At 36.7% G+C, this 20,859-nt stretch carries 27 protein-coding genes and 2 pseudogenes; 26 read left to right on the plus strand and 3 right to left on the minus strand.

The window, feature by feature from the left end; genetic code table 11:
- Positions 1-17 precede the first annotated feature (17 nt).
- Complete coding sequence (locus tag AC1DOK_RS04910; RefSeq protein WP_477553128.1) at positions 18-1,520, minus strand: sensor histidine kinase; 1,503 nt, start codon at positions 1,518-1,520, stop codon at positions 18-20.
- Positions 1,521-1,716: 196 nt separating this feature from the next.
- Between AC1DOK_RS04910 and AC1DOK_RS04915 the strand changes: the two genes are divergently transcribed.
- The 5 genes and pseudogenes from AC1DOK_RS04915 (at position 1,717) to AC1DOK_RS04935 (ending at position 5,708) form a co-directional block, all read left to right on the plus strand.
- Entirely contained in the window at positions 1,717-3,051 is a 1,335-nt protein-coding gene (locus tag AC1DOK_RS04915) for an ABC transporter substrate-binding protein (RefSeq protein WP_477553129.1), read from the plus strand.
- 99 nt (positions 3,052-3,150) lie between these two features.
- Complete coding sequence (locus AC1DOK_RS04920; protein ID WP_477553130.1) at positions 3,151-4,050, plus strand: carbohydrate ABC transporter permease; 900 nt, start codon at positions 3,151-3,153, stop codon at positions 4,048-4,050.
- 28 nt (positions 4,051-4,078) lie between these two features.
- Positions 4,079-4,951: a carbohydrate ABC transporter permease gene (locus tag AC1DOK_RS04925; protein WP_477553131.1), complete on the plus strand. Its 873-nt coding sequence runs from the start codon at positions 4,079-4,081 to the stop codon at positions 4,949-4,951.
- A gap of 190 nt (positions 4,952-5,141) precedes the next feature.
- A pseudogene (locus AC1DOK_RS04930) lies at positions 5,142-5,375 on the plus strand (undecaprenyl diphosphate synthase family protein); the annotation flags it as partial.
- A gap of 159 nt (positions 5,376-5,534) precedes the next feature.
- Positions 5,535-5,708 (plus strand): hypothetical protein, encoded by a 174-nt coding sequence (locus AC1DOK_RS04935; protein ID WP_477553132.1) that lies wholly within the window; start codon positions 5,535-5,537, stop codon positions 5,706-5,708.
- A gap of 311 nt (positions 5,709-6,019) precedes the next feature.
- Here AC1DOK_RS04935 and AC1DOK_RS04940 read toward each other — a convergent pair whose 3' ends face one another.
- Positions 6,020-6,445 carry an exosporium protein C gene (locus AC1DOK_RS04940; protein ID WP_477553133.1) on the minus strand — a complete coding sequence of 142 codons (426 nt, stop codon included), beginning with the start codon at positions 6,443-6,445 and terminating at the stop codon, positions 6,020-6,022.
- 475 nt (positions 6,446-6,920) lie between these two features.
- Here AC1DOK_RS04940 and AC1DOK_RS04945 point away from each other — a divergent pair, with 475 nt between their 5' ends.
- Positions 6,921-7,406, plus strand: coding sequence for an NUDIX domain-containing protein (locus AC1DOK_RS04945; RefSeq protein ID WP_477553134.1), 486 nt, complete (start codon positions 6,921-6,923; stop codon positions 7,404-7,406).
- Here AC1DOK_RS04945 and AC1DOK_RS04950 read toward each other — a convergent pair.
- Positions 7,300-7,611 carry a transposase gene (locus tag AC1DOK_RS04950; protein WP_477553135.1) on the minus strand — a complete coding sequence of 104 codons (312 nt, stop codon included), beginning with the start codon at positions 7,609-7,611 and terminating at the stop codon, positions 7,300-7,302. The two genes, AC1DOK_RS04945 and AC1DOK_RS04950, sit on opposite strands and share 107 nt — an antisense overlap.
- A 57-nt stretch (positions 7,612-7,668) precedes the next feature.
- Here AC1DOK_RS04950 and AC1DOK_RS04955 point away from each other — a divergent pair, with 57 nt between their 5' ends.
- The 20 genes and pseudogenes from AC1DOK_RS04955 (at position 7,669) to AC1DOK_RS05050 (ending at position 20,672) form a co-directional block, all read left to right on the plus strand.
- The gene (locus tag AC1DOK_RS04955) at positions 7,669-8,097 is read left to right on the plus strand and encodes a GNAT family N-acetyltransferase (protein WP_477553136.1); all 429 of its coding nucleotides are present in this window, start codon (positions 7,669-7,671) and stop codon (positions 8,095-8,097) included.
- 2 nt (positions 8,098-8,099) lie between these two features.
- Positions 8,100-8,601 (plus strand): annotated as a pseudogene (locus tag AC1DOK_RS04960) (HAD family hydrolase).
- 77 nt (positions 8,602-8,678) lie between these two features.
- The gene (locus tag AC1DOK_RS04965; protein WP_477553137.1) at positions 8,679-9,140 is read left to right on the plus strand and encodes an NUDIX hydrolase; all 462 of its coding nucleotides are present in this window, start codon (positions 8,679-8,681) and stop codon (positions 9,138-9,140) included.
- A 115-nt stretch (positions 9,141-9,255) separates the two neighbouring features.
- Complete coding sequence (locus tag AC1DOK_RS04970) at positions 9,256-9,816, plus strand: DEAD/DEAH box helicase family protein (protein ID WP_477553138.1); 561 nt, start codon at positions 9,256-9,258, stop codon at positions 9,814-9,816.
- A 110-nt stretch (positions 9,817-9,926) separates the two neighbouring features.
- A complete protein-coding gene (locus AC1DOK_RS04975; RefSeq protein WP_477553139.1) occupies positions 9,927-10,466 on the plus strand; it encodes a ribonuclease FAU-1 family protein in 540 nt (179 codons plus the stop codon).
- A gap of 625 nt (positions 10,467-11,091) precedes the next feature.
- Complete coding sequence (locus AC1DOK_RS04980) at positions 11,092-11,577, plus strand: DUF1572 family protein (protein WP_477553140.1); 486 nt, start codon at positions 11,092-11,094, stop codon at positions 11,575-11,577.
- Positions 11,578-11,612: 35 nt separating this feature from the next.
- Complete coding sequence (locus AC1DOK_RS04985; protein ID WP_477553141.1) at positions 11,613-12,389, plus strand: Cof-type HAD-IIB family hydrolase; 777 nt, start codon at positions 11,613-11,615, stop codon at positions 12,387-12,389.
- 290 nt (positions 12,390-12,679) lie between these two features.
- The gene (locus AC1DOK_RS04990) at positions 12,680-13,150 is read left to right on the plus strand and encodes a GNAT family N-acetyltransferase (RefSeq protein WP_477553142.1); all 471 of its coding nucleotides are present in this window, start codon (positions 12,680-12,682) and stop codon (positions 13,148-13,150) included.
- A 90-nt stretch (positions 13,151-13,240) separates the two neighbouring features.
- The gene (locus AC1DOK_RS04995) at positions 13,241-14,134 is read left to right on the plus strand and encodes a serine/threonine protein kinase (RefSeq protein WP_477553143.1); all 894 of its coding nucleotides are present in this window, start codon (positions 13,241-13,243) and stop codon (positions 14,132-14,134) included.
- Between the two features lie 246 nt (positions 14,135-14,380).
- The gene (locus AC1DOK_RS05000) at positions 14,381-14,431 is read left to right on the plus strand and encodes a hypothetical protein (RefSeq protein WP_477553426.1); all 51 of its coding nucleotides are present in this window, start codon (positions 14,381-14,383) and stop codon (positions 14,429-14,431) included.
- Positions 14,432-14,626: 195 nt separating this feature from the next.
- On the plus strand, positions 14,627-15,154 hold the full coding sequence (locus AC1DOK_RS05005; RefSeq protein ID WP_477553144.1) for a cysteine hydrolase family protein: 528 nt from the start codon (positions 14,627-14,629) through the stop codon (positions 15,152-15,154).
- Between the two features lie 189 nt (positions 15,155-15,343).
- Positions 15,344-15,748 (plus strand): GNAT family N-acetyltransferase, encoded by a 405-nt coding sequence (locus AC1DOK_RS05010; RefSeq protein ID WP_477553145.1) that lies wholly within the window; start codon positions 15,344-15,346, stop codon positions 15,746-15,748.
- A gap of 25 nt (positions 15,749-15,773) precedes the next feature.
- Positions 15,774-16,214 carry a DUF4275 family protein gene (locus AC1DOK_RS05015; RefSeq protein WP_477553146.1) on the plus strand — a complete coding sequence of 147 codons (441 nt, stop codon included), beginning with the start codon at positions 15,774-15,776 and terminating at the stop codon, positions 16,212-16,214.
- Positions 16,207-16,779 (plus strand): class I SAM-dependent methyltransferase, encoded by a 573-nt coding sequence (locus AC1DOK_RS05020; RefSeq protein WP_477553147.1) that lies wholly within the window; start codon positions 16,207-16,209, stop codon positions 16,777-16,779. Before AC1DOK_RS05015 ends, AC1DOK_RS05020 begins: the two co-directional genes overlap by 8 nt.
- Positions 16,780-16,834: 55 nt before the next feature.
- Positions 16,835-17,374: a GNAT family N-acetyltransferase gene (locus AC1DOK_RS05025; protein WP_477553148.1), complete on the plus strand. Its 540-nt coding sequence runs from the start codon at positions 16,835-16,837 to the stop codon at positions 17,372-17,374.
- Between the two features lie 73 nt (positions 17,375-17,447).
- The gene (locus AC1DOK_RS05030) at positions 17,448-17,633 is read left to right on the plus strand and encodes a hypothetical protein (RefSeq protein WP_477553149.1); all 186 of its coding nucleotides are present in this window, start codon (positions 17,448-17,450) and stop codon (positions 17,631-17,633) included.
- 51 nt (positions 17,634-17,684) lie between these two features.
- Entirely contained in the window at positions 17,685-18,164 is a 480-nt protein-coding gene (locus AC1DOK_RS05035) for a YfbM family protein (RefSeq protein ID WP_477553150.1), read from the plus strand.
- Positions 18,165-18,492: 328 nt separating this feature from the next.
- Positions 18,493-18,795 (plus strand): S8 family serine peptidase, encoded by a 303-nt coding sequence (locus AC1DOK_RS05040; RefSeq protein WP_477553427.1) that lies wholly within the window; start codon positions 18,493-18,495, stop codon positions 18,793-18,795.
- Between the two features lie 85 nt (positions 18,796-18,880).
- On the plus strand, positions 18,881-19,405 hold the full coding sequence (locus AC1DOK_RS05045; protein WP_477553151.1) for a hypothetical protein: 525 nt from the start codon (positions 18,881-18,883) through the stop codon (positions 19,403-19,405).
- Between the two features lie 232 nt (positions 19,406-19,637).
- The gene (locus AC1DOK_RS05050) at positions 19,638-20,672 is read left to right on the plus strand and encodes a GNAT family N-acetyltransferase (RefSeq protein WP_477553152.1); all 1,035 of its coding nucleotides are present in this window, start codon (positions 19,638-19,640) and stop codon (positions 20,670-20,672) included.
- The last annotated feature ends 187 nt before the right edge of the window (positions 20,673-20,859 follow it).

Genomic DNA, 20,859 nt, shown 5'->3' on the forward strand with positions numbered 1-20,859 from the left:
AGATTGAATTGATTTCGTTATAAGATTGGAAGGTAGATTTTAAATATTGTACCTTGTCCCGGCTCACTTTCGACAGCTATTTTCCCGTCATGTCCGTTGATGATTTTATGACAGAAAGAAAGTCCAATCCCCCAGTTCGTGACTGAAGATTTCGTCGTATAAAAAGGAGAGAAGATCAAATCCAAATGTTCGGGTGTTATTCCGGGACCATTATCTGAAATCGACATTACGCCCCAATTTTTCTGTACTCCCGTTTTTATTTCTATTTGTCCTGTCTCTTTCCCCGATGACGCCTCGACAGCATTCTTCAGCAGGTTATAAATAACTTCGCTCATATGGTATTCGTCCATATAAGCGAGTATGTCATCTTCTCCCGTACAAACAGTAATTTGGATACCTGCATTGTCGGTATTTATGCGAGAAACAGCCTCCTTAATCGGAACTGCAAGAGAAAGCGGTTGCAAATTCAACTCAATTGAACCGAGCTGCTGGGCTGCATGATTAATGCTGTCCAATGCTTTAGCAACGGACTCGATCATAAGGTTCAGGCTGTGTTCGGTTTCTTCATCGCCAGCATGTTTTTCTTTTAAGAATTCTGCCTCTGAACCGATTGCTAGTAAATGATTTTTGAACGCATGCGTAAAGGCTCGAGTTCCAAGTGAAGCGGTATCGATACTTTTATTGATCTGCATGTTGTGGTTTTTATGATAAGCTTCGATCGAATTGTACCTGTAAATAATATAAGTCAATAGAGCAAGCGCCGTAAATACAATATAAGGCAGAATGGAAAGCGTGACCGATTGTGTTACAATAGGCGGCTGCAAATAATTATAATATCCTTCTATGAACGTCGCTTTTGCTAAATTTTGGGGAGCCCAAGCGAATAGCATGCTGTGCACTGTTGCGACAAACGCTAGGATATAAATATGGTACAAAACGTACTGTTTAATGAATCGTATTTTGGGATAGCTCCAGTAATAGTGAATCATGAGCGCAAATGTGACAGCCAAATATACATACTTCATATAACTGAGTATTAAATTTGCACCAGATATCGCATAATTGAACCCTATTGCGAGATGCTCGGGTAAATTTCCGCTTGTTTTCTGCAGCCAGACGTTGAAAGCTGGATCAAAGAATACAAGTTGGACGAGCGAGATAGCGGTAATAATGACATAAATCTTTGAATGGTTCCAATTTTTTGGTGTACTCGTAAAAGACACAGCAAAGCAAAGAAGTGAATAATAAAACAGAATGGTTCCTCCGTTAAGCAACCGAATTAACAGCACCGGATTAAAATTGGTCAGGACGAGATGATTCCACGTTCCCGGGCTGAAATTGAATAAAGAGTTAAACATATTGTGATAAAAATTAAACTTGCTTAAATACAGAATGAGCGCGAAGAACGAGACCGTCCAACCGGTGATAATCCCGTACATGAAACGAATTGACTGGCTATTTAGTCTCTTGTAGGTCAATAGAAAGGATAGGATTAGAAACAGCAGAGTTAAATAAATCATCAACCAGCTCTCACTTTCTGTCGATGCAAAGGGACGTAAGTAAGAGGGGGTATAAAAAATTCACCTTATGCGTCACACTCTGCTCTATCTATAATGTAAACAAGTAGAAAACACATTCAGAATCTTTTATAAGGATGAAGAACTTTTCTGCTAGAAAGCGCATTCACAATAATACTCAAGATAAGGGGAATTGTAAATGAAAAAAGTAATAGCCATGCTGTCAGTAATTGTTCTATTTACGGGATTATTAGCTGGTTGTGGTTCCAACACGAGCTCTGCTCCAAAGAAAGAAAGCGCTTCCGAAAAAGCTGAAGGTAAAACCAAAGATGCTGGCTCGGAAAAGGTTTCTTTAAAAATGACGGTACTACCAGATGATCTGCCAACATTTGAACAGGTTTACGAAGGCTTCCATGCAGAAAATCCGAACATTGAAGTAGTATTCAGTACGACCCCGCAGAAACAATATTATGAGAAGGTACGCATGCAGCTTTCCTCTGGTGAAGACATCGATTTATTTGGCGGTAATATGGATGTGTTCCTGGATACAGGAATCCTTGAACCTTTAGATGACCATATCAAGAAAAATAACGTCGATGTATCAGGGTACGGTACCATTTATGACCAGATGAAACTTGATGGTAAGACACTTAGCTTGCCATATAGAAAATCTACCTGGGTGCTTTATTACAATAAGACGTTGTTCGACAAAATGAAAGTTCCTTATCCGAAAGACGATATGACGTGGAACGAATTCCGCGAACTGTCCAAGCAGATGACGAAGGGCGAAGGACAGAATAAAATTTATGGCGCATTTTTGCAGCCTTGGGCGCAATCCTGGTATCTTCAGGCCGCTCAAACCGGCGCATCGGTAATTGATAAAGATTTATCACCTTTCGTAAATGCGCTGCAGTTGCGGATGGATATGGAGAAAGACGGCTCAATTATGGCTTGGAGTGAGCAAATTACAACCTCTGCACACTATAATGCGGCCTTCCAAAAAGGTAATGTCGCCATGAATCTAATTGGTGATTGGCATGTCTCGCAGCTTAGAAAGGCAGAAGAAGAGAAGAAAATTGATTTCGATTGGGACATCGTTCCGGTTCCGCATCCAGAAGGAGTTCCTGCTGGAACAAGTATGTCAACACCTGTCTCTATCATGATGAACAGCAAATCCAAACATAAAGAAGAAGCGTTCAAAGTGCTCGAATATATGACAGGAGCAAAGAGTGCCCAAACATTTGCTTCCAAAGGTTTCTTGACGGGTTATATGAATGATGAGGTTAAGAAAGCTTATATAGGCGATGGAAGCAAGAAGCCGACCAACATTCATTATCTAGTTGAACAAAAAGAGTATCCGGAGTATCCGCTGTTACCGGGCGTTAAGAAGGTGCTCGTAGACGGTGTATACAAACAGGAAGGCGAAGTTGCACTGACTGGCGGACAAACTGCAGAACAGGCGATTAAGAAAATTTCTGAACGCGTACAGAAGGAATGGGCAGAGAAATACAGTCAGTATGTGAAAACCAAGTAATCATTTTCTAAAAAATAGAAAGAGTACATGACGAATTTTACTCTGAAACGGCATCGTTTCTTTAAGTGAAGTTCGTCATGTCAATAGGAGGGAAACAGCATGAAGCGTGGATCGAAATCATCCAGCGCATATGTGAGAAGAAACCGGCTTATCGGTTACGGCTTTCTGCTACCCAATATTTTAGGCTTTGCCATCTTTATTTTATTTCCTGTAATCGCTTCTTTCTTTATAAGTTTTACGGAATGGAATGGTTTTGGAGAAATCAAGTTTGTCGGATTAGATAATTTCATTCAATTATGGTCAGACGATACATTCCTCATCTCTTTTTTGAACAGCTTAATTATGACATTCGTATCTGTGCCAATCACGCTAATATTGGCCATTCTGGTTGCTGTGGCGCTGAACAAAGGGATCAAAGGATTAAAATTATTCCGTACGGCTATGTTTCTACCACATATTACTGCGACAATCGCAGTCGCTGTTATTTGGCAGCTACTGTTTAATCCCACGATGGGGCCGATAAATGGAGTTCTACGCGCTATTGGGATCGATAGCCCGCCTGGGTGGTTAGCTTCCGCTGAATGGGCACTTGTTTCCGTCATTATCGTTCAAATTTGGCACTCAATCGGCTACTACATGGTGTTGTATTTGGCTGGACTCCAAGGTATTCCGAGCGACCTGTATGAAGCTGCCGAAATTGATGGCGCGGGCAAAGTGTCGCAGTTTTGGAAAATTACTGTCCCAATGCTGTCGCCGGTTATCTTTTTTACAGCCATTATAGGAATTATCAACTCCTTTAAAGTGTTTGATTTGATTTTTATCTTAACTCAAGGCGGTCCGGGTCGAGCAACGCATGTACTGGTCTACGACATCTACAATACGGCTTTTCAGCGGTACGAGTACGGTTATGCTTCCGCAATGGCCTATATCTTGTTCTTTGTAATTTTAATTATTACGCTTATTCAATTTAGAGGCCAGAAAAAATGGGTGAATTACTAACGGATAGATAACAGGAGGGATTACACATATGGAGACAACCGTTAAAGCGGAAATTCCCCGTGCGTATTCATCGTACAAACGAAAAGAAAAGCTGTCCAAGCTATTGCTTTATGTCATTCTTATTCTCGTTTCATTAACGATGGTTTTACCGTTTCTATGGATGATATCCGCATCACTTAAGTCTGAGGGCGAAATTTTCGGTTTTCCGATCAAGTGGATACCGAGCACAATTTATTGGTCGAACTATGAAAAGGTTTGGACAGAGCTGCCGTTCGCCACTTACTATTTGAATACCATTAAAATCGCGGTGATTACAACGTTGTTGCAGATTATCACCTGTTCGATGGCGGCATACGCATTTGCCAGAGTCAAGTTTCCGGAGCGGGATAAGTTGTTTTTTGTTTACCTCGCTACAATGATGATTCCGTTTCAAGTCATGATGATTCCACAGTTTATATTGATGAAAAATCTCGGAGTTATCGACTCGCATTGGGCACTAATCTTACTTGGTGCATTTAGCCCATTCGGCGTATTCCTGTTCCGTCAGTTCTTTGTCTCGATCCCCGAAGAGTTATCGGAAGCCGCACGTATTGATGGCTTAGGCGAATTCGGGATCTACTGGCGCATTATTCTTCCGCTTACTCGTCCAGCGATTGCAAGTTTGGTTATTTTCACCTTCATGCACTCATGGAATGATTTTCTCGCACCGCTCATTTATCTGAACTCAGACAGCAAGTTTACACTTCAGCTTGGCATGCAGCACTTCCAGTCTGAGTTTAGTACCGAATACGGTCCGTTGATGGCGGCTGCTGTATCGGCAATTATTCCAACGATCATTATATACATCATCGCACAGGATCAGTTCATCAAGGGCATTACAGCCGGTGCGGTTAAAGGTTGATAGTAACAAATTTTATTTAAATTTTATAAAACACGCAAGCTATGGAGATTATTTCTTCTGGCTTGCGTGTTTTGTTATGGGCCTTACGAGAAAAAGAGCAATCAATGAACTATAATGGTATTAAAACAACGATTGTATAAGAGAGGGTAACACAAATCATACGCAATATTAATTTGGAGGTAGCTTCAAGATGGTTATGAAAAAATCTATACTTAATCAACGCCTTAATGAGTTCTCTGGTGTAGTTCCAGAACATATTGCAATAATGATGGATGGGAATGGAAGGTGGGCTACAAAGAGAGGATTGCCACGAACTGCAGGACATTACGCAGGTATGATGACAATGAGAGATATAATTCGAAATTGTAATGATTTTAATATTAAGTCTCTTACTTTATATGCATTTTCAACGGAAAACTGGAGAGCGTAAAATATCTTGTGTAAATAGATAAATAGAAAAAGGAAGGCCTTTTCTTGTAGAATTAAGTCACCACAACACAATTCACAGAAAAGAGGACAGTGTGTTAGTTTAGAACAAGAAGCTAGATCTAACTCTGTAAAGATATACTCAGTAGATCCCGGAATGGTTGATACAGAAATGCAAGCAACTGCAAGAAATACGACAAATGATTTTCCGTTAAAGATTCTTTTCGAGGAGGCTAAGAAAAACGGTAAATTAAAAAAATCAAGCGATATAGCAAGTAAAATAATAAAAAATTATATTACGAAGAGATTTGTAAAACAGAAAAAGCGGTGAACAGAGTGCGGGGCGACCGGCTGTCTTTGTAAGTTTCTTTTCAACCTTATTCATGTGCTCATAGTAGGTGGAACATTCCTACTATTATTGGGGGTACTGTCCAAGTCCTCCAAGGGGCTAAAAGAGAGTCTAATATACATAGACACACAACCAAGAAGACATTATGGGAGATTGCGATGAAGAAGAGAAACTTAGTCTAGTATCGTTTTTGCAATTTATTAGTTAATAAAAATTCAACGTATTTACTCTAACAAATTTCGTACTGATGGCCGTCGCATTTAGCGACGGCTTTTTTTTTTGCTGCCCAGAAGTTATCTTCTCGTTCTAATAGCCAATCCACTAAAAGAAATAGGACCAACAACATCAGCTCTAGTATTTGCAGTTTGGTTTTCTGCTGTCACAGTATAAACATGGTTTCCTGCCCGTACATTTCTATCAATCGCTTGGAATGTAACAGCATAGTTTTGTTCTGAACCTGCTGATTCAATGCCTTGTTTTGTATTGAATATTTCTCTCCCATCACGGAATATTCTGAAGAGAATTTGAGCGATACCAGTTACTCCTCTAACACCGACAGTTGCTACTAATTCAACTCGATTAGGTTGAGAATTCACAGGAATTCTTATACGAATGGTTGCAAGAGTAACCCTACTGGGCGAACGAGGGATAGTAAATGAATTAGATAGATTAAATCTGCTTCGCGGCTGAACAGCATCTTTATCAAGAAGGCGTACCAATATTAAATCATCTCCTTAAGTTTTATACTTCAAATTATGCTAGCTATCATCAGAATGATTGGATTAATAATCAGATACACTTAAGAAAATTTACAAACTAGTATTTTGTAAAAGCAACATAGCAATGTTTATGAGTCTTTAATTAACGGAGAACACGCAGTAATGCCAAATAAAATATGGTAAAATAAGGTGTGTTGCAGAGAGGATTATTCTCGTGAATTTGAATGAAAGCGTTATTACTGCTGGGGTTTACGTTAATATAAATGGTGTTTTTCCATAGAGAAAATGGTGAAACAGGTTGGTAATGTGCACAACGAGAAGCATTTGAGGAAGCCCAAGTAAGCAACAATTTAACTTTAATATATACGGAGAAATTCACATAGATTCGTATTAAATAGATTTCAAATACAAACCACTCATTTCATATGGTAGAATATGTCGAAACATTACTAGCACGAACAGGAGACTATTATATATGACAACTAATTCTCAAGACGTAAAGATTGCGATGTATACCATGTGTTTGGTTCAAAATGAAGATAAAATTCTTCTTGTTAATAGACCGAGCAAACTTGGCTTTCCGGGTTGGCTCGGACCTGGTGGTAAAGTGGATTTTCCAGAGAGTTTAACCGAAGGGGCCATACGTGAAGTCTGGGAAGAGACAGGATTAAAAGTAAAGGATTTAGTATATAAAGGTCTAGATGAATATGTAGATCCCAAGAAGAACATCAGATCTATGGTATTTAATTACTTAGCACAATCGTTTGAAGGGGAATTATTACAAACCCCACCTGAGGGTGAATTAAAGTGGATACCAATAAATGAAGCAATGAATTATCCCATGCAAGCTTGGTTTAAGAGAAGACTTCCACTGTTTTTTGAAGATGGAACTTTCGAAATCTATGAAATATGGGATGAAGAAGAACAGAAAACAATAAAGGAATCCGTAAAGAAAATATAGTTATCTTTACATGTTGCTCCATCCATTTGAAGAAAGTCTCTATTGCCCAGCGTTCTCGGTAAATCTGGCTGATTTCATCAGCCTCAAGGTCAAAACGGTTAGTCAAGATGGCGATGGGATTTTCTTCGGAATCTTGCGTATGATTAAGCCGTAGGACGTTTTCCATTCTTCTGTGGGGTGCCAATGTATCCACGATCAAAGGCATAGGTCATCCCGACCGTCGAATTGATTACAGGCATATCCCATAATTAAAGGAGCTTTTATGAATAACGAATATATAACACTTAAGAGAATGCCAACAATTGCAGAATTTAAAAAGCTTTGTAATGCAGTCGGTTGGAACGATTATATGAATTTTGATGTTTTAAAAGAATCATTAAACCGATCGTTATTTGGTGTTGTCATTCAATATAAAGAAGAAATAGTAGGAATGGGCAGATTAGTCGGAGATGGACAGATTTACTTTTATATTCAAGATGTAGCTGTAGCACCTGAGCATCAAAACAAAGGAATTGGTAATACAATTATGACTACAATTATTGAATACCTAAAAGAGAATGCACCAGAAAAAGCATTTGTTGGCTTGTTTGCAGCCAAAGGTAAGGAGTCATTTTATAATAAATATGGGCTTAATAAGCATGAAGGAATGACAGGGATGTTCGGGGTTGTTCATGAGAGTGTAATAAAGTGAAAGTGATTAAAGGATTTATTTTTGATCTTGATGGAACATTGCTTGATCGGGATTCATCTTTACAGAGTTTTATTGCAGATCAGTATTAAAAGACATTGTATTGGCTTTCCGAATTTGCACGAGACTTTGCAGGTTCTGAGCGATGCCGAGATGAAATTAGGCATGATAACAAATGGGTTCGGGGAGTTTCAGACCCATAACATAAATGCTTTAGGAATTGCATCGTACTTCGATGTAATTCTGGTCTCTGAGATTGAAGGCGTGAGAAAGCCTGACCCAGAGATTTTCTTAAGAGCACTTCGTATGCTTGATTTGATGCCAGAAGAAGCCGTTTACGTCGGAGATCATCCAGTCAATGATGTGCAAGCCAGTAGACAGATTGGCATGAACGGGATATGGAAAGAAGATATATTTTATGATAAGAATTTTGAAAAAGATTATACAATAATGGATCTGTATGAATTGAAGAGCTATCTAGAAAGTAAGGAGTCATTTCTTCGATGAAAGAAACTTATGGATTCGTGAAATAAGTGATTATCGTTTAATTGACTGAAAACCCAAAAATATGGAGGCGATTGCTAATGACAGAGTACGTAAAGACCATGAGGAAACTAATTGGTCATGAACCATTATTATTATGCGGTGCTAGTATTATTTTATTTAATCAATCGGACCAAGTTCTTATGCTCAGAAGAGCTGATAACGGATGCTGGTGTTTTCCAGGTGGAGCAGTTGATCTAGGCGAGAAAACTGAGGATGCTGCGCAAAGAGAACTCTTTGAGGAAACAGGGCTAAGTGCCGAAGAGCTTAGTGTTTTCGGAGTGTTTTCAGGGGAAGAATTACACTATATTTACCCTAATGGTGATGAAGTGTACATAGTCGATGTGGTCTATACAAGTAATAAATTTAGTGGAGAGATCATGATGGATAATGAAAGCAGAGAGTATCATTTTTTTAATATAGAAGATATCCCGTCTGAGGTTAGTCCACCAGTAATGCCAGTAGTAGAAGAGCTAAAGAAAAGAATTGCTTTAAAAGTCTAATTGTGTATTTCTGTCAAATTCATACAAAACAGTATTCAGCTACGGATTGTTGTCGCGCTTCTTGGACTGTTGAGGGTTCGTGGATACAATAACATTAGTGCATGGGGGAGAGTTTATGAAATTAATTATAATATTTGGACCACAGGCAGTTGGTAAAATGACAGTGGGACATGAACTGGAAAAGACAACGGAATTGAAGCTTTTTCATAATCATATGACTATTGAATTGGTTTCTCCCTTTTTTAGCTATGGTTCTGAAACGGGAAAAAAATTAGTTAATTTATTTCGTCAGGAAATATTTGAAGAGGTATCTAAAAGTGATCTATACGGATTGATTTTTACTTATGTATGGGCATTTGATCTGCAAAATGATTGGGACTACATCAAAAGAATTAGTGATTTATTTGAATCACGTGGTGGAATTGTTTACTTTGTTGAACTTGAAGCAACTGTAGAAGAAAGACTTGAGCGTAACAAAAGCCCTCATAGATTAAAGCATAAACTAACAAAACGAAATATTGAATGGTCTGAGCGGGATTTAAAAGATTCGATGGAAAAATATAGATTGAATTCTGTCGATGGTGAAATCAAAAAAGAGAACTATATTAAAATTAATAATACAGGTGTGAGTCCTGAAGAAGTCGCAAAAATCATTAAGGAAAAGTTTCAATTATAGTGAGTATGGCAAAATAGTAAGATGTATCTTATAGGTGAGTCAAAGAATAAAGAACACATAGAGAGCAATTTCAAAGAAGGAAAATATAGCTTTTAGATGAGAGGGATTCGATGAAGAGAAAGTTTGCAGATCGACCAAATTGGACTAGGATTTTGGAGAAAGAATATAGACAAACGTATGTTAAAGACAGTTTATTTAATGGTTACATAACAAGCCTTTATCTTAAGAAAGTTAGAGAGCCTCTATATGTTAAGTTTGATAATGAAGAAATTTGTATAGTTGATAATGGATATACTTGGTTAATGCATTTTCCGGAAGGATTGAGCTACTCGACAACAACAACATTTAATAGAGAAGGTAAGATCGTTCAATGGTATTTTGATATAGTGTATGCCCATGGAGTTACTGATAAAGGAATACCTTATATAGAAGATCTTTATTTGGATGTCGTCTATCTGCCAGATGGTCGGTTGTACATTCTTGACGAAGACGAACTAGAAGAAGCATTAAGAAACGACCAAATTAATCGGAATGATTATGACAACGCGTATAAAACACTGAATGAAATTGTAGAGACGTTAACAACTAATACAAACCCTATTATTAAGAACACTATAAATCATTTTGAAATATTTGGAAATAATGCATAAAACAATTTGAAAGGTACAAGACATTTAAATGAATAGTAGATTTCGGAGTTTTGCACTCGACCTGTCCATTTACGTGCTTAGCCATCGTTGTTATAAAACTGGATTATTAAACCAATAATTATTAACACATAATGAGATTATGAATTATTATAAATACAGCCATGGAGAAAATTAATAAATGGCTGAATTAATCGAAGAAATAATAAATACCCCTGATTATCCACTATTAGGAAGAGTTGTATCTGAATTTAAAGACAGTAAGACGATAGAGAATATACGGGAAACTTCGAATAATATATAGGATAATAGACCGTAAAACGGAAATAATTACGATATTACATCAAGCTAGACGACTAAATAAACATGACTATTAAGACATCAGGAACTCAGTTTAGCGAGTGTACCGTGTTGTCTTTTTTATGTGGAAAGATTCAAATATGCATACTTATGACATGAATCCAAGTTCGAGTATCATTCAATAAAAGACAACGATAATTATATACTTCTTGGTGCTTTCAATGATGATATATTAGTAGGTAATATAAGAAATTTGGTTTTGAGGATCGACCAGCGGATGCACCGGGTATGAGATGGGGAAATTGAGAAATATTTGAGGAGTGATTTCGTGGACGTGATAACAGATGTTTTAGCAGAGAAATTTATAGACATTGAGAAGAGGATACTATTCGTCTTAAATCAGTTGAACGATGAAGAGGCTAATTGGCGCCCTAATGATTCTAGTAATAGTATTGCAAATTTAATTATCCATATCGTGGGGAACATCAAAGAAAGAATCAGTAACGGAATCCATAACAAAGTTTACATACGGGATCGAGATCAGGAATTTGAAACAACCTACTTAACAATACTAGAGTTGAAAACTCTTCTAAAAGAGAACTTTACTGAGTTAATAGAAACAACTAAGACGATAGATCAAGAAACACTGAATCGGACACAAATGATTAGAAATAAAGAGAGAACGAATTTAGAGATACTTTTCCAAAGCTCGACTCACTTTTCAGAGCATCTGGGACAGATCTTATATATTGCCAAGATTTTATTGGATAATAAATACGCCACAACATCAATACCAAAGAAAAGCAATCAATAATTCGAGTTAATTGTAAGGGAGCTAGTTCACTAGATATGTATAAGATTGTATTTTTTGATGTTGATGGGACGTTATTAAGTGAAACAGACAGAATCATGCCTCAAAGCACGAAAGAAGCAATTGAGAAATTGATTAGCAGCGGAATAAAAGTGGTCGTCACGACGGGAAGACCGTACAATATGTGCGAAGAGTTTAGGGCGCTCGGCATTGATACTTTTATTTCCGCAAACGGCGCGCTTGTCAAATGTGAAGATAAAACGATTCATAAATCAGTGCTGACGTCAGAAATGGTTCAAGATATCTCGGCTTTCGCTGAATTGAATGGTCACGGCATTTCCTATTTCACCGAGCAATTCGCTATGAATGGTATCGGTTCCGAAGATGTACGAATCATGACGGCATTAAAAGAGACTTTGAGTGTTACTCAATATCCCGAAAAAATTGGTTCTCTATCAGAAGAAGTATACTGCATTTGTTTGTATGCGGACGACAGCGAAGCTCAAAAATTCGTGGATAGATTTCCTACACTCAAGTTTGTGCATTTTCATGAGTACGTGACGAATGTACTGGAAGAAACGGAGGTTTCCAAATCACTTGCGATAAAAAAAGTATTGGACTATTTCAACATATGCAGGTCAGAAGCCATCGCTTTCGGCGACGGGGGAAATGACATCGACATGTTGGAGTATGTTGGACTTGGAATTGCTATGGGGAACGGCGGGGAACAGCTAAAACAAAAAGCGAACTTCGTCACTAAGAAAGCAAGTGAAGACGGTATTTCCTATGCGTTAAAAAAATTTGGTGTCATTTAATTTAAGGGATCCCAAAACATATATAATCGGCGAGAGTCACAGAAACATTACATACTGGAATCTATGAAAACAAGGTTATTTCGGGAAAAAGATCGATGATTATTTCGGACAATGGCAGTGGATTTATTATCAGCATGCAAATTAGTGGTGAACATATAAGGATCTATTGTCAGAACGGAATATACAGTAATTCATTACAGCCGAAATCAAAGAATGATCATTCTCAAACCACATGATAAAGAAAACACCTTGCATTTGATTATGGCAGCAATGAAATAGAAGGGGCGAGTATGGAGAATATTTCTCTTAAACGTATAAGTGACTTATCAGGATTAGAACCATTTGAGTTAGTTGAGGAAAGTAAGCTCGCTGGTTATCGTCATGTTGTTCGTCTAGTAGAAGATTATAATTCCGGAATTAATACATTTGATAAGCAAGGTGAAGTATTGCTTGGGGCATTTGATAAACAAAGACTTATTGGCATTTGTGGACTTAATCAAGAGCCATATAATCTAGAACCAGGAATCGGAAGGCTGCGCAGAATGTATGTTTTGCATGAGTATCGAAGAATGGGAATTGGAAGAATATTAGTGAATGAGATTACCAGACTGGCCCAAGATCAATTTAAGGTATTAGTTTTACATACAGAAAATAAGGAAGCAGAAGTATTTTATACTTCGCTAGGATTCTTGAACAATAATCGCTACGAGAATGTAAGTCATTATAAGCTATTAGACCCAACAGCGGAATTGAATAGTTAATCATTGAAAATAGAAATTATTTGTGGAATGAGTACGTTTAAAGAACAAAGGAGTTTTTGAGGGGAAATTCAATTTAACATGGAGGCGTAAATGAATAATAAACCAACACTAATTACGTATCATATTGACGATATAACTTTTCAACTAAAAGAGGCACATGATTTTCAATGGTTAAGAGATTTGGGGCATGTTTTTACTGTATTTGATCAACAAGATTCAGGTAATATTAGCTTTGGTGTTGAGAGCGACGGGATAAGGAAATTTGTGAAATATGCTGGAGCTAAAACACTAGCGTATGAGGGCGATCCGGAAGATGCAATCGTAAGGTTAAAGCAAGGAGTTTATCTATATGAAGAACTAAGGCATCCGTATTTGATTGAGATATTTGAACATTATGAAGTTGAGTCAGGGTATGTGGCAGTTTTTGAATGGTTTGATGGAGAATGTCTGCACCCGCACTGGTCTTATCCACCACCAGCAAAATACAGTCACCCTGATTCCCCGTATTTCAAATTTAGACAATTACCTGTTGAACAACGGTTACTATCATTAGACAGTATATTTACGTTTCATGTATTTGTGGAGGAGAAAAAGTATGTTGCTATTGATTTTTATGATGGTAGCATTCTTTATGATTTTGAGAACGATGTTACGAAAATTTGCGATATTGACTATTATCAGAGGAAACCTTATATCAATTTGATGGGAAGGCTTTGGGGTTCTTCAAGATTTATGTCACCTGAAGAATTTGAGCTTGGAGCAGAAATTAATGAGAGCACGAATGTGTTTAATATGGGAGCAGTGTCTTTTGCATTACTTGGTGGAGAACTTGATCGATCATTTACGAAGTGGGAAGCGGGAAAAGAGCTTTATGATGTTGCCTGTCGTGCTATAGAAAGAAATAAATCCGAGAGATATTCGTCTGTTGAACAATTTTATGGTGCTTGGCAAGCTGCAGGACAAAGGTATTTTAAAGACAAATAATGAAAACACATGAATTTTATAAGAAGATGGGGTTTGATATTACAGGATATAGATTTGTGAAGAAATGAAGATCGATTCACTTAATAAGAACGCTTGTACCCATAGGTAAAATAAGGTAAAATATGAGTATAATTGAATCTTGGGTGGGCATGGTTTCCCTGCTTACGAAGCAGCTTTCCTTTTGGAAAGCTTGTAGTTGATGCCATGGAAGTAAAAGATGCATTGACGATTATGTTCCTTTTCGGAATGTTTATCCTTGCATTTTTAACATACATTAACAGCAACAAGAAAAAATAAAAATCCCACCCTAAGATTGACAGCCGAAGGTGGGGTTTCGTTTCCTTATAACTTGAAGGGAAATTACCATCCAAGCCAATTGTATGGACCGAGTGTTAGCGCACTTGGTCTTTCTTAATAATATGATAACAAACTTATATAATTGCTTCAATTAGAAGGATGTTTGAATTTACCAAAAAAAGGAGGTTAACATTAATGTCAACGAATAATGCCCTTTTAATAATTGATGTACAGGTCCTTATGTTTGATGAGGCTGATCCGGTATATCAAGGTGAACTATTACTTGCGAAAATTCAAAAACTAATTACAGATGCTAGATCAAAGGGGGTTCCTATATTTTATATACGGCATAATGCAGGACCTGGAACACCATTAGAGCTTGGAACACCAGGCTGGGATATTCATCCTTCAATTGCACCGATAAGTACAGATATAATAATTGAGAAGGAAACACCGGACTCTTTTTACAAAACTACACTCCAACAGGAGCTTGATAGCAGAGGAATTACTAAACTTATTCTAACGGGGATACAGTCTGAAATATGCGTAGATACGACTTGTAGACGGGCATTTAGTCTTGGCTATCATGTAACCCTTGTGAAGGATGCTCATAGTACATGGAATACGGATGGCCTTACAGCATCTCAGATTATTAACCATCATAATAATGTGTTAAGGTGGTTCTCCAGTACGAAGAATAGTGACGAAATTGTATTTGAGTAAAGATAAATCTTTTTAAAGAAGGAGTTCTTAATGTCTGATTAATAAAACAACCTAAGTGCAATTCAATTATCGGCACGACAAGGTACACTGAAGTTAAAGGTCGAGCACGAGAGAATAATTCTATCTGGTCAAGCTGTTACAACCTTATCAGGTAAGTTAAACGTATACTAATCGAAGGCTGGTATTTTAATGGAACCAAATTATGAAATTATTATTAATGAAGACATAGCAAATCATGAAGTTCCACATTTACGAGAGGCAATTGGTTGGTCACGCCGAGAGGATGACTATCCAATGCTTTTTGAGAAATGCTTATTTTGGGCAGGAGTAAGAAACGATGAAGGAATGCTAATAGCATTTGGTTATATAGCGGGTCCTGGAATCGAGCACGGTTACTTAGAAGACGTTATTGTTCATCCGGACTATCATAACAAGGGAATTGGCAAGGATCTGGTTCGAAGATTACTTCAAGAGGCAGAGGATCGGGGAATTTCTATAGTAACAGTAACTTATCAGGAACAGCACAAATCATTTTATGAAAAATGTGGCTTCACACCTTGTCCAGGTGCAGTTTGGCGTAAGGATCAGAACTAAACCATAAGATAAGGAAGATCATTTTATGAAGACAAATCTATTCGGATTTTTATTAAACAAGAAAATAAGAGTAAGTAAATTGAATGAAAGTGAATTAAATTTACGATCTCGCTGGGAAACGAATTTTGCCTCAGAAGTATCAATCGATGATAAAAGGAAGATCCGCACAGACCAATATTTATGGCATGTTTTCAGTTTTGAAAAATTACCACACGTTAAGCATGAAGAAGCCAGAATAAAATTTAATGAAGTTAGTAAACAAGGCTGCTATGTATTCTATCAGAGAAATAACTATGCGCTATATATTGAAGAAGCAGAGGAATTAAGAGCTGAATACTTCGATTCTGAAGATGATGTCTACGTAACAGACAAGAACTTTAATTGGACTTATGTAAAGACACATGAGGATCAGTGTGGACCTTATTATGTTGATAGGAGAAAGGTGGAGAACCAGACCCTTGATTAATATCTCGCATATTCCTTCAACTGATCCAATTAAGATTATTATTGGGGCTTCATCTCAGAGTTATCCGGGATGGATTCAAACTCAAATGAATGAATTAGATTTACTCCAAAAGAAGGACTGGGAACAAAGCTTTCCTGATAGAAGAATCCAAGCGATATTATCAGAACATGTTTGGGAGCATCTGACCTATGAAGAAGGTGTTCAAGCAGCTAGGATTTGTCATGAATATTTGACTTCAGGAGGCTATATCAGATGCGCTGTTCCTGATGGTTATTTTCCAAACGAAGAGTACCTCAATATAGTCAAAATAGGAGGACCTGGACCTCAAGATCATCCAGCTGCAAGTCATAAGATTTTACATAATTATAAAACAATAACGAAGATGTTTGAGGAAGCTGGTTTTCAAGTCGTTCTCCTTGAATACTGTGATGAAGATGGAGAATTTCATTATCATGATTGGAACCCAGAAGATGGTTTTATCTATAGATCTAAAAGATTTGATCATCGAAATCAAAATGGGTCATTAGGATTTGTATCATTAATTGTGGATGTAATAAAGAATTAATTTCACAGTAACGCTATTAAACACATTTGATCTGATAAGGAGTTTGATCCTCGTAATGGAAGTCGATGTTATTTTAACAGATAAGAACCAATCCAATATAATCAAGAATTTATATCCACTATACTTGTATGACTTATCTGGGCATTACGGTAATTATCCCAATCGTTATGGCATTTATGAAGATAGTGATGAGTTTACGACCTTAAGTGATCAATACGACGTCCAAAGTATATGGTGGGAAAAACCAAATTGTTTATACCCTTTTGTGATAATGGTGGATCAGAGACCAGCAGGATTTATTCTAATAGCTACACCACCACATTGTGCAAAGGGAATAGATTATTTTGTCAATGATTTTTTCCTTTTACAACCATACAGAGGTCAGGGAATAGCTGAATCCGCTGCGATTAAGGTATTTGATCAATTTATTGGCAATTGGGAATTGTTCACCAATCCTTCTGAACGAAACGTGATTGGACAAAAATTCTGGAGGAAGACGATTAATAAATATATAGTTGGAAAGTTTTTCGAGGAATCTGGTGAAACATTTGATGGATATAAACTCGTATTCCGATTTGATAATAAAGAATCCTGATTAAATAAGCAATAATAATTAACATATAAGCGTTTATGAATTATGGGACAACACAATATATGAAGGAGTGAATATGCAAATAAGAGGCATAGAAATTATTCATACGCTGGAGATGCCTTGGATTATAAAATCAATGCTAGAGCATTATTTTGAAGTAGGAATAAATACAGTGAGTCAGTATGTTGGAACGTTAACCATAAATTCGGCTAATGAACCGATGATGCAGTGGACTGAATTTATTGATCCAGTAATTGTGTAGTGAACCTATTGCAAGACCAAAAAATATTAAAGACAGGTGAAATTTATGGGGATGACAGCAAACTTAAAACAAATTTCTACGGAAACTCTTGATAAAATACTAGATGGGACAGAGAGTTTAATTGATTTCATTTATGATGAAGACGATAGCGAGAATAGTTCACTAGACATAGACAAAGCATGGCATGCCATTCATTTTATTTTAAATCAAAGTGCTTGGGAAGGAGATTTACCATTATTTAATGTGATATTGGGTGGAACTGAGATGGGGGAAGATTTGGGGTTTGGACCCGTTAGGTATTTAACAAAAGAAGAAGTCTCAAGCGTAGCTTCTTGTTTATCTAATCTTAGCGAGAATGAACTTAAGAACAGATTCGATCCAGATCTTATGAATGAACTAGATATTTATCCATCTATAGATTGGAGAGAACAAGGCGATCAGGAGTACATTTTTACTTATTACGAAGAGGTGAAAAATTACTATATACAAGCATCCAAAAATAACGAAGCTATGCTATTATACATAACCTGAAATGAAATTTGTAAGCACAAAGTCAAAAAGGTCGTGGATATGATGATCAAAAAGATCCTAAACATAATCATAATTCTGCTAATCATAGTTTACCTCTATTATGGTTATCGGATTTTCGCTGATAGACCTACGGACGCTCTCGGATTTTCGGAGTTTAATCTCAATTTTGCATACTTATCATTGATACTATTTGTAGTTATATTCATTAGGGCAAAGCTTAAATAGGGTTGATATGAGGATCATATGAGAATAACAATGCTCTTTATACCAGTATTCAGTCTATTATTACTAGGAGCATGTGAGGAGAATACGATAAGAGTAAATCCGGATATCTTCAGGTAGTCCTGATTTTATTTCCGTTGGGTATACCAATAATCAACACACATATAATGTTTTTGACGACCAAGTTGCTTACTTTTCTAGTAAAGGGGAATTATCAGGTGCTTGTAAACCCGAATTAGATACAGTAGGGGTTGATATAAAATCATTAAATTCCGATAATTCTAAAGCTTATAAAATAGCCTCTGGATCGTCATATGCAACAGCTGTCGTATCGGGAGTTGCAGCAATTCTATTTGAGAAGTATGGTGACATAGCTAAAGTCATAGACACTTTTGATCTGCATAAGTAATATACACTAAAAGGAGATCATGCAATAGAGAGCGTGAATTTCTTTTCTTGGGATCGAAATAATAGCATAGTGGGAGGAAATTGTATTGAAACATTGTAAAGGTTTAATTGGCTTGATATTCTTTATTATTTTCTTAACAGGTTGTAAGAGTGAGCAGACCGAAAAATTATTATCCGAAGAAATACTTCAAGCTTTTAAGGCTGATAAAAGTGTAATAGCTCAAAAGGAAATTGTGAGTGGTACTCTTATCATATATACAAATAATCTTGGATATAATATAAGTCATGTTAGCCAAAGTGGTTCTATTTGCTCTGGGGGTAATATTGAAATTAACAGTGAAACAAACGTAACAACGAGTCAGCTTGAATGTGCAAGTGATAAAGATAATTTTCAAGTATTATGGGGCAAGATAAACGATAACCAGATCGAGAAACTTGAGGTAAACTTTAAAATTGCTAACAAATCATTTAAGAAAGTAGCAGAAAAAATTAAAACTAGCGACGGAGCTATTTTTTGGTATGCTACTCCAGATAAAAATAGTAAATATTATATGCAACTAGAGTCAATCCTTGGTACCACTATTGATGGGAAGGTAATATCTGATAGTTAATAACTCAACTTTCGCAGCTGTAAAACAGCATATAACCATTGATACAAAAAAGATTAATGCTGTTTTAATATAGGGTTTGATGAATAAAAAACACTTTCTTTTTGGTATAATGAACTGTGACCCGAAAGAAGATTAAACATGAAGACATTTGAGAGAAGATCGGAGAGATAACTCAGAATACAGATAATGGGAAATAACATATAACTACTATAGAAGAGACATAAAGTGGTTAATGAAGAACCAATTGAAAATTCAACAAGAATGGAAGATTACTATGATTCGATTAGTAGCAACAACGCGAGATAACTGGCAGGAGGCTTTAAATTTAAAAGTCCGAGAACAACAAGAATATTTTGTCCCTTCTGTTGCTGTTTCATTGGCTAAGGTGCATATTCGCCCTGATGGCGATGAGAACGAGTATTTACCATTTTGCCTATACAGTAATGATGATTTAGTTGGCTTTGTGATGGTGGCATTTGATGTTACAACAAATTGGTGCTACTGGATGAATGGTTTCATGATTGACGAAGGACATCAAGGTAAAGGATACGGCATGATGGCCTTAAAAGCTGTGGTCGATTTTATTAGGGAGCGATTCCCGCATAGTATATGCTTGAACTTGACGGTAAACGCTGACAACACAGTTGCTAGATATCTTTATAAAAAGTATGGTTTTACAGAGACTGGCGATATTTATGATGATGAAGTAGTCTATCGTTTGGACTTTCTGAATGAGATGAAACCAACGATCTATGTAATTTCTGGCCCAGCTGGAGTAGGAAAATCAACAACTTCTAAAAAATTAGTTGAATCGCTTCCAAGAAGCTCCTATATCTCCGGTGATGATATCAGTCATATACCTGTTAATGGAAGAGGTAAACCTTGGCTATGTCAAGAAACGCTCATGTTAATATGGGAGAATATTGCGAGCCTTGCAAGAAATTTAGTTAGTCGCAATTATGATGTCGTGATAGATTATGTAACTTTTCCAACTGATGTTGAGAATTTGACCAATAGATTAAGTGATCTCAATGTAAGAATTAAATATGTCGTTCTAGTTACTGATGTGGAAACTCTGACTGTACGAGATAAGTCGCGTCCTTTGGAATTCCAAATGGGAGAACGAAGTGTTGTATTACTAGAGGAATTCATCAATTCCGGAATAGATAGTAAATATTTAATCAATACAAGTAAACGAAGACAAGAAGAATTAGAGAATCTAATAATAGAAATCAAGGCAGATCCTAAATACTTAGTTATTAGTTAGTTTGGATATGAAGACTATATCTCAATGATTCTTTTACGTATTTGGAATAAAAGGTAGAATATTCACAATTAAGTCTTGGGTTGGTATCTGGATCAAATCATAATGTTTGTAGCTACTGGGCTAACTGTATATTCAGGTCTAAATTATATGTTCAAGAATAGGAGTATTTTTACATGATCATTAATGA

The sequence above is a fragment of the Paenibacillus sp. P5_B5 genome (assembly GCF_056400365.1).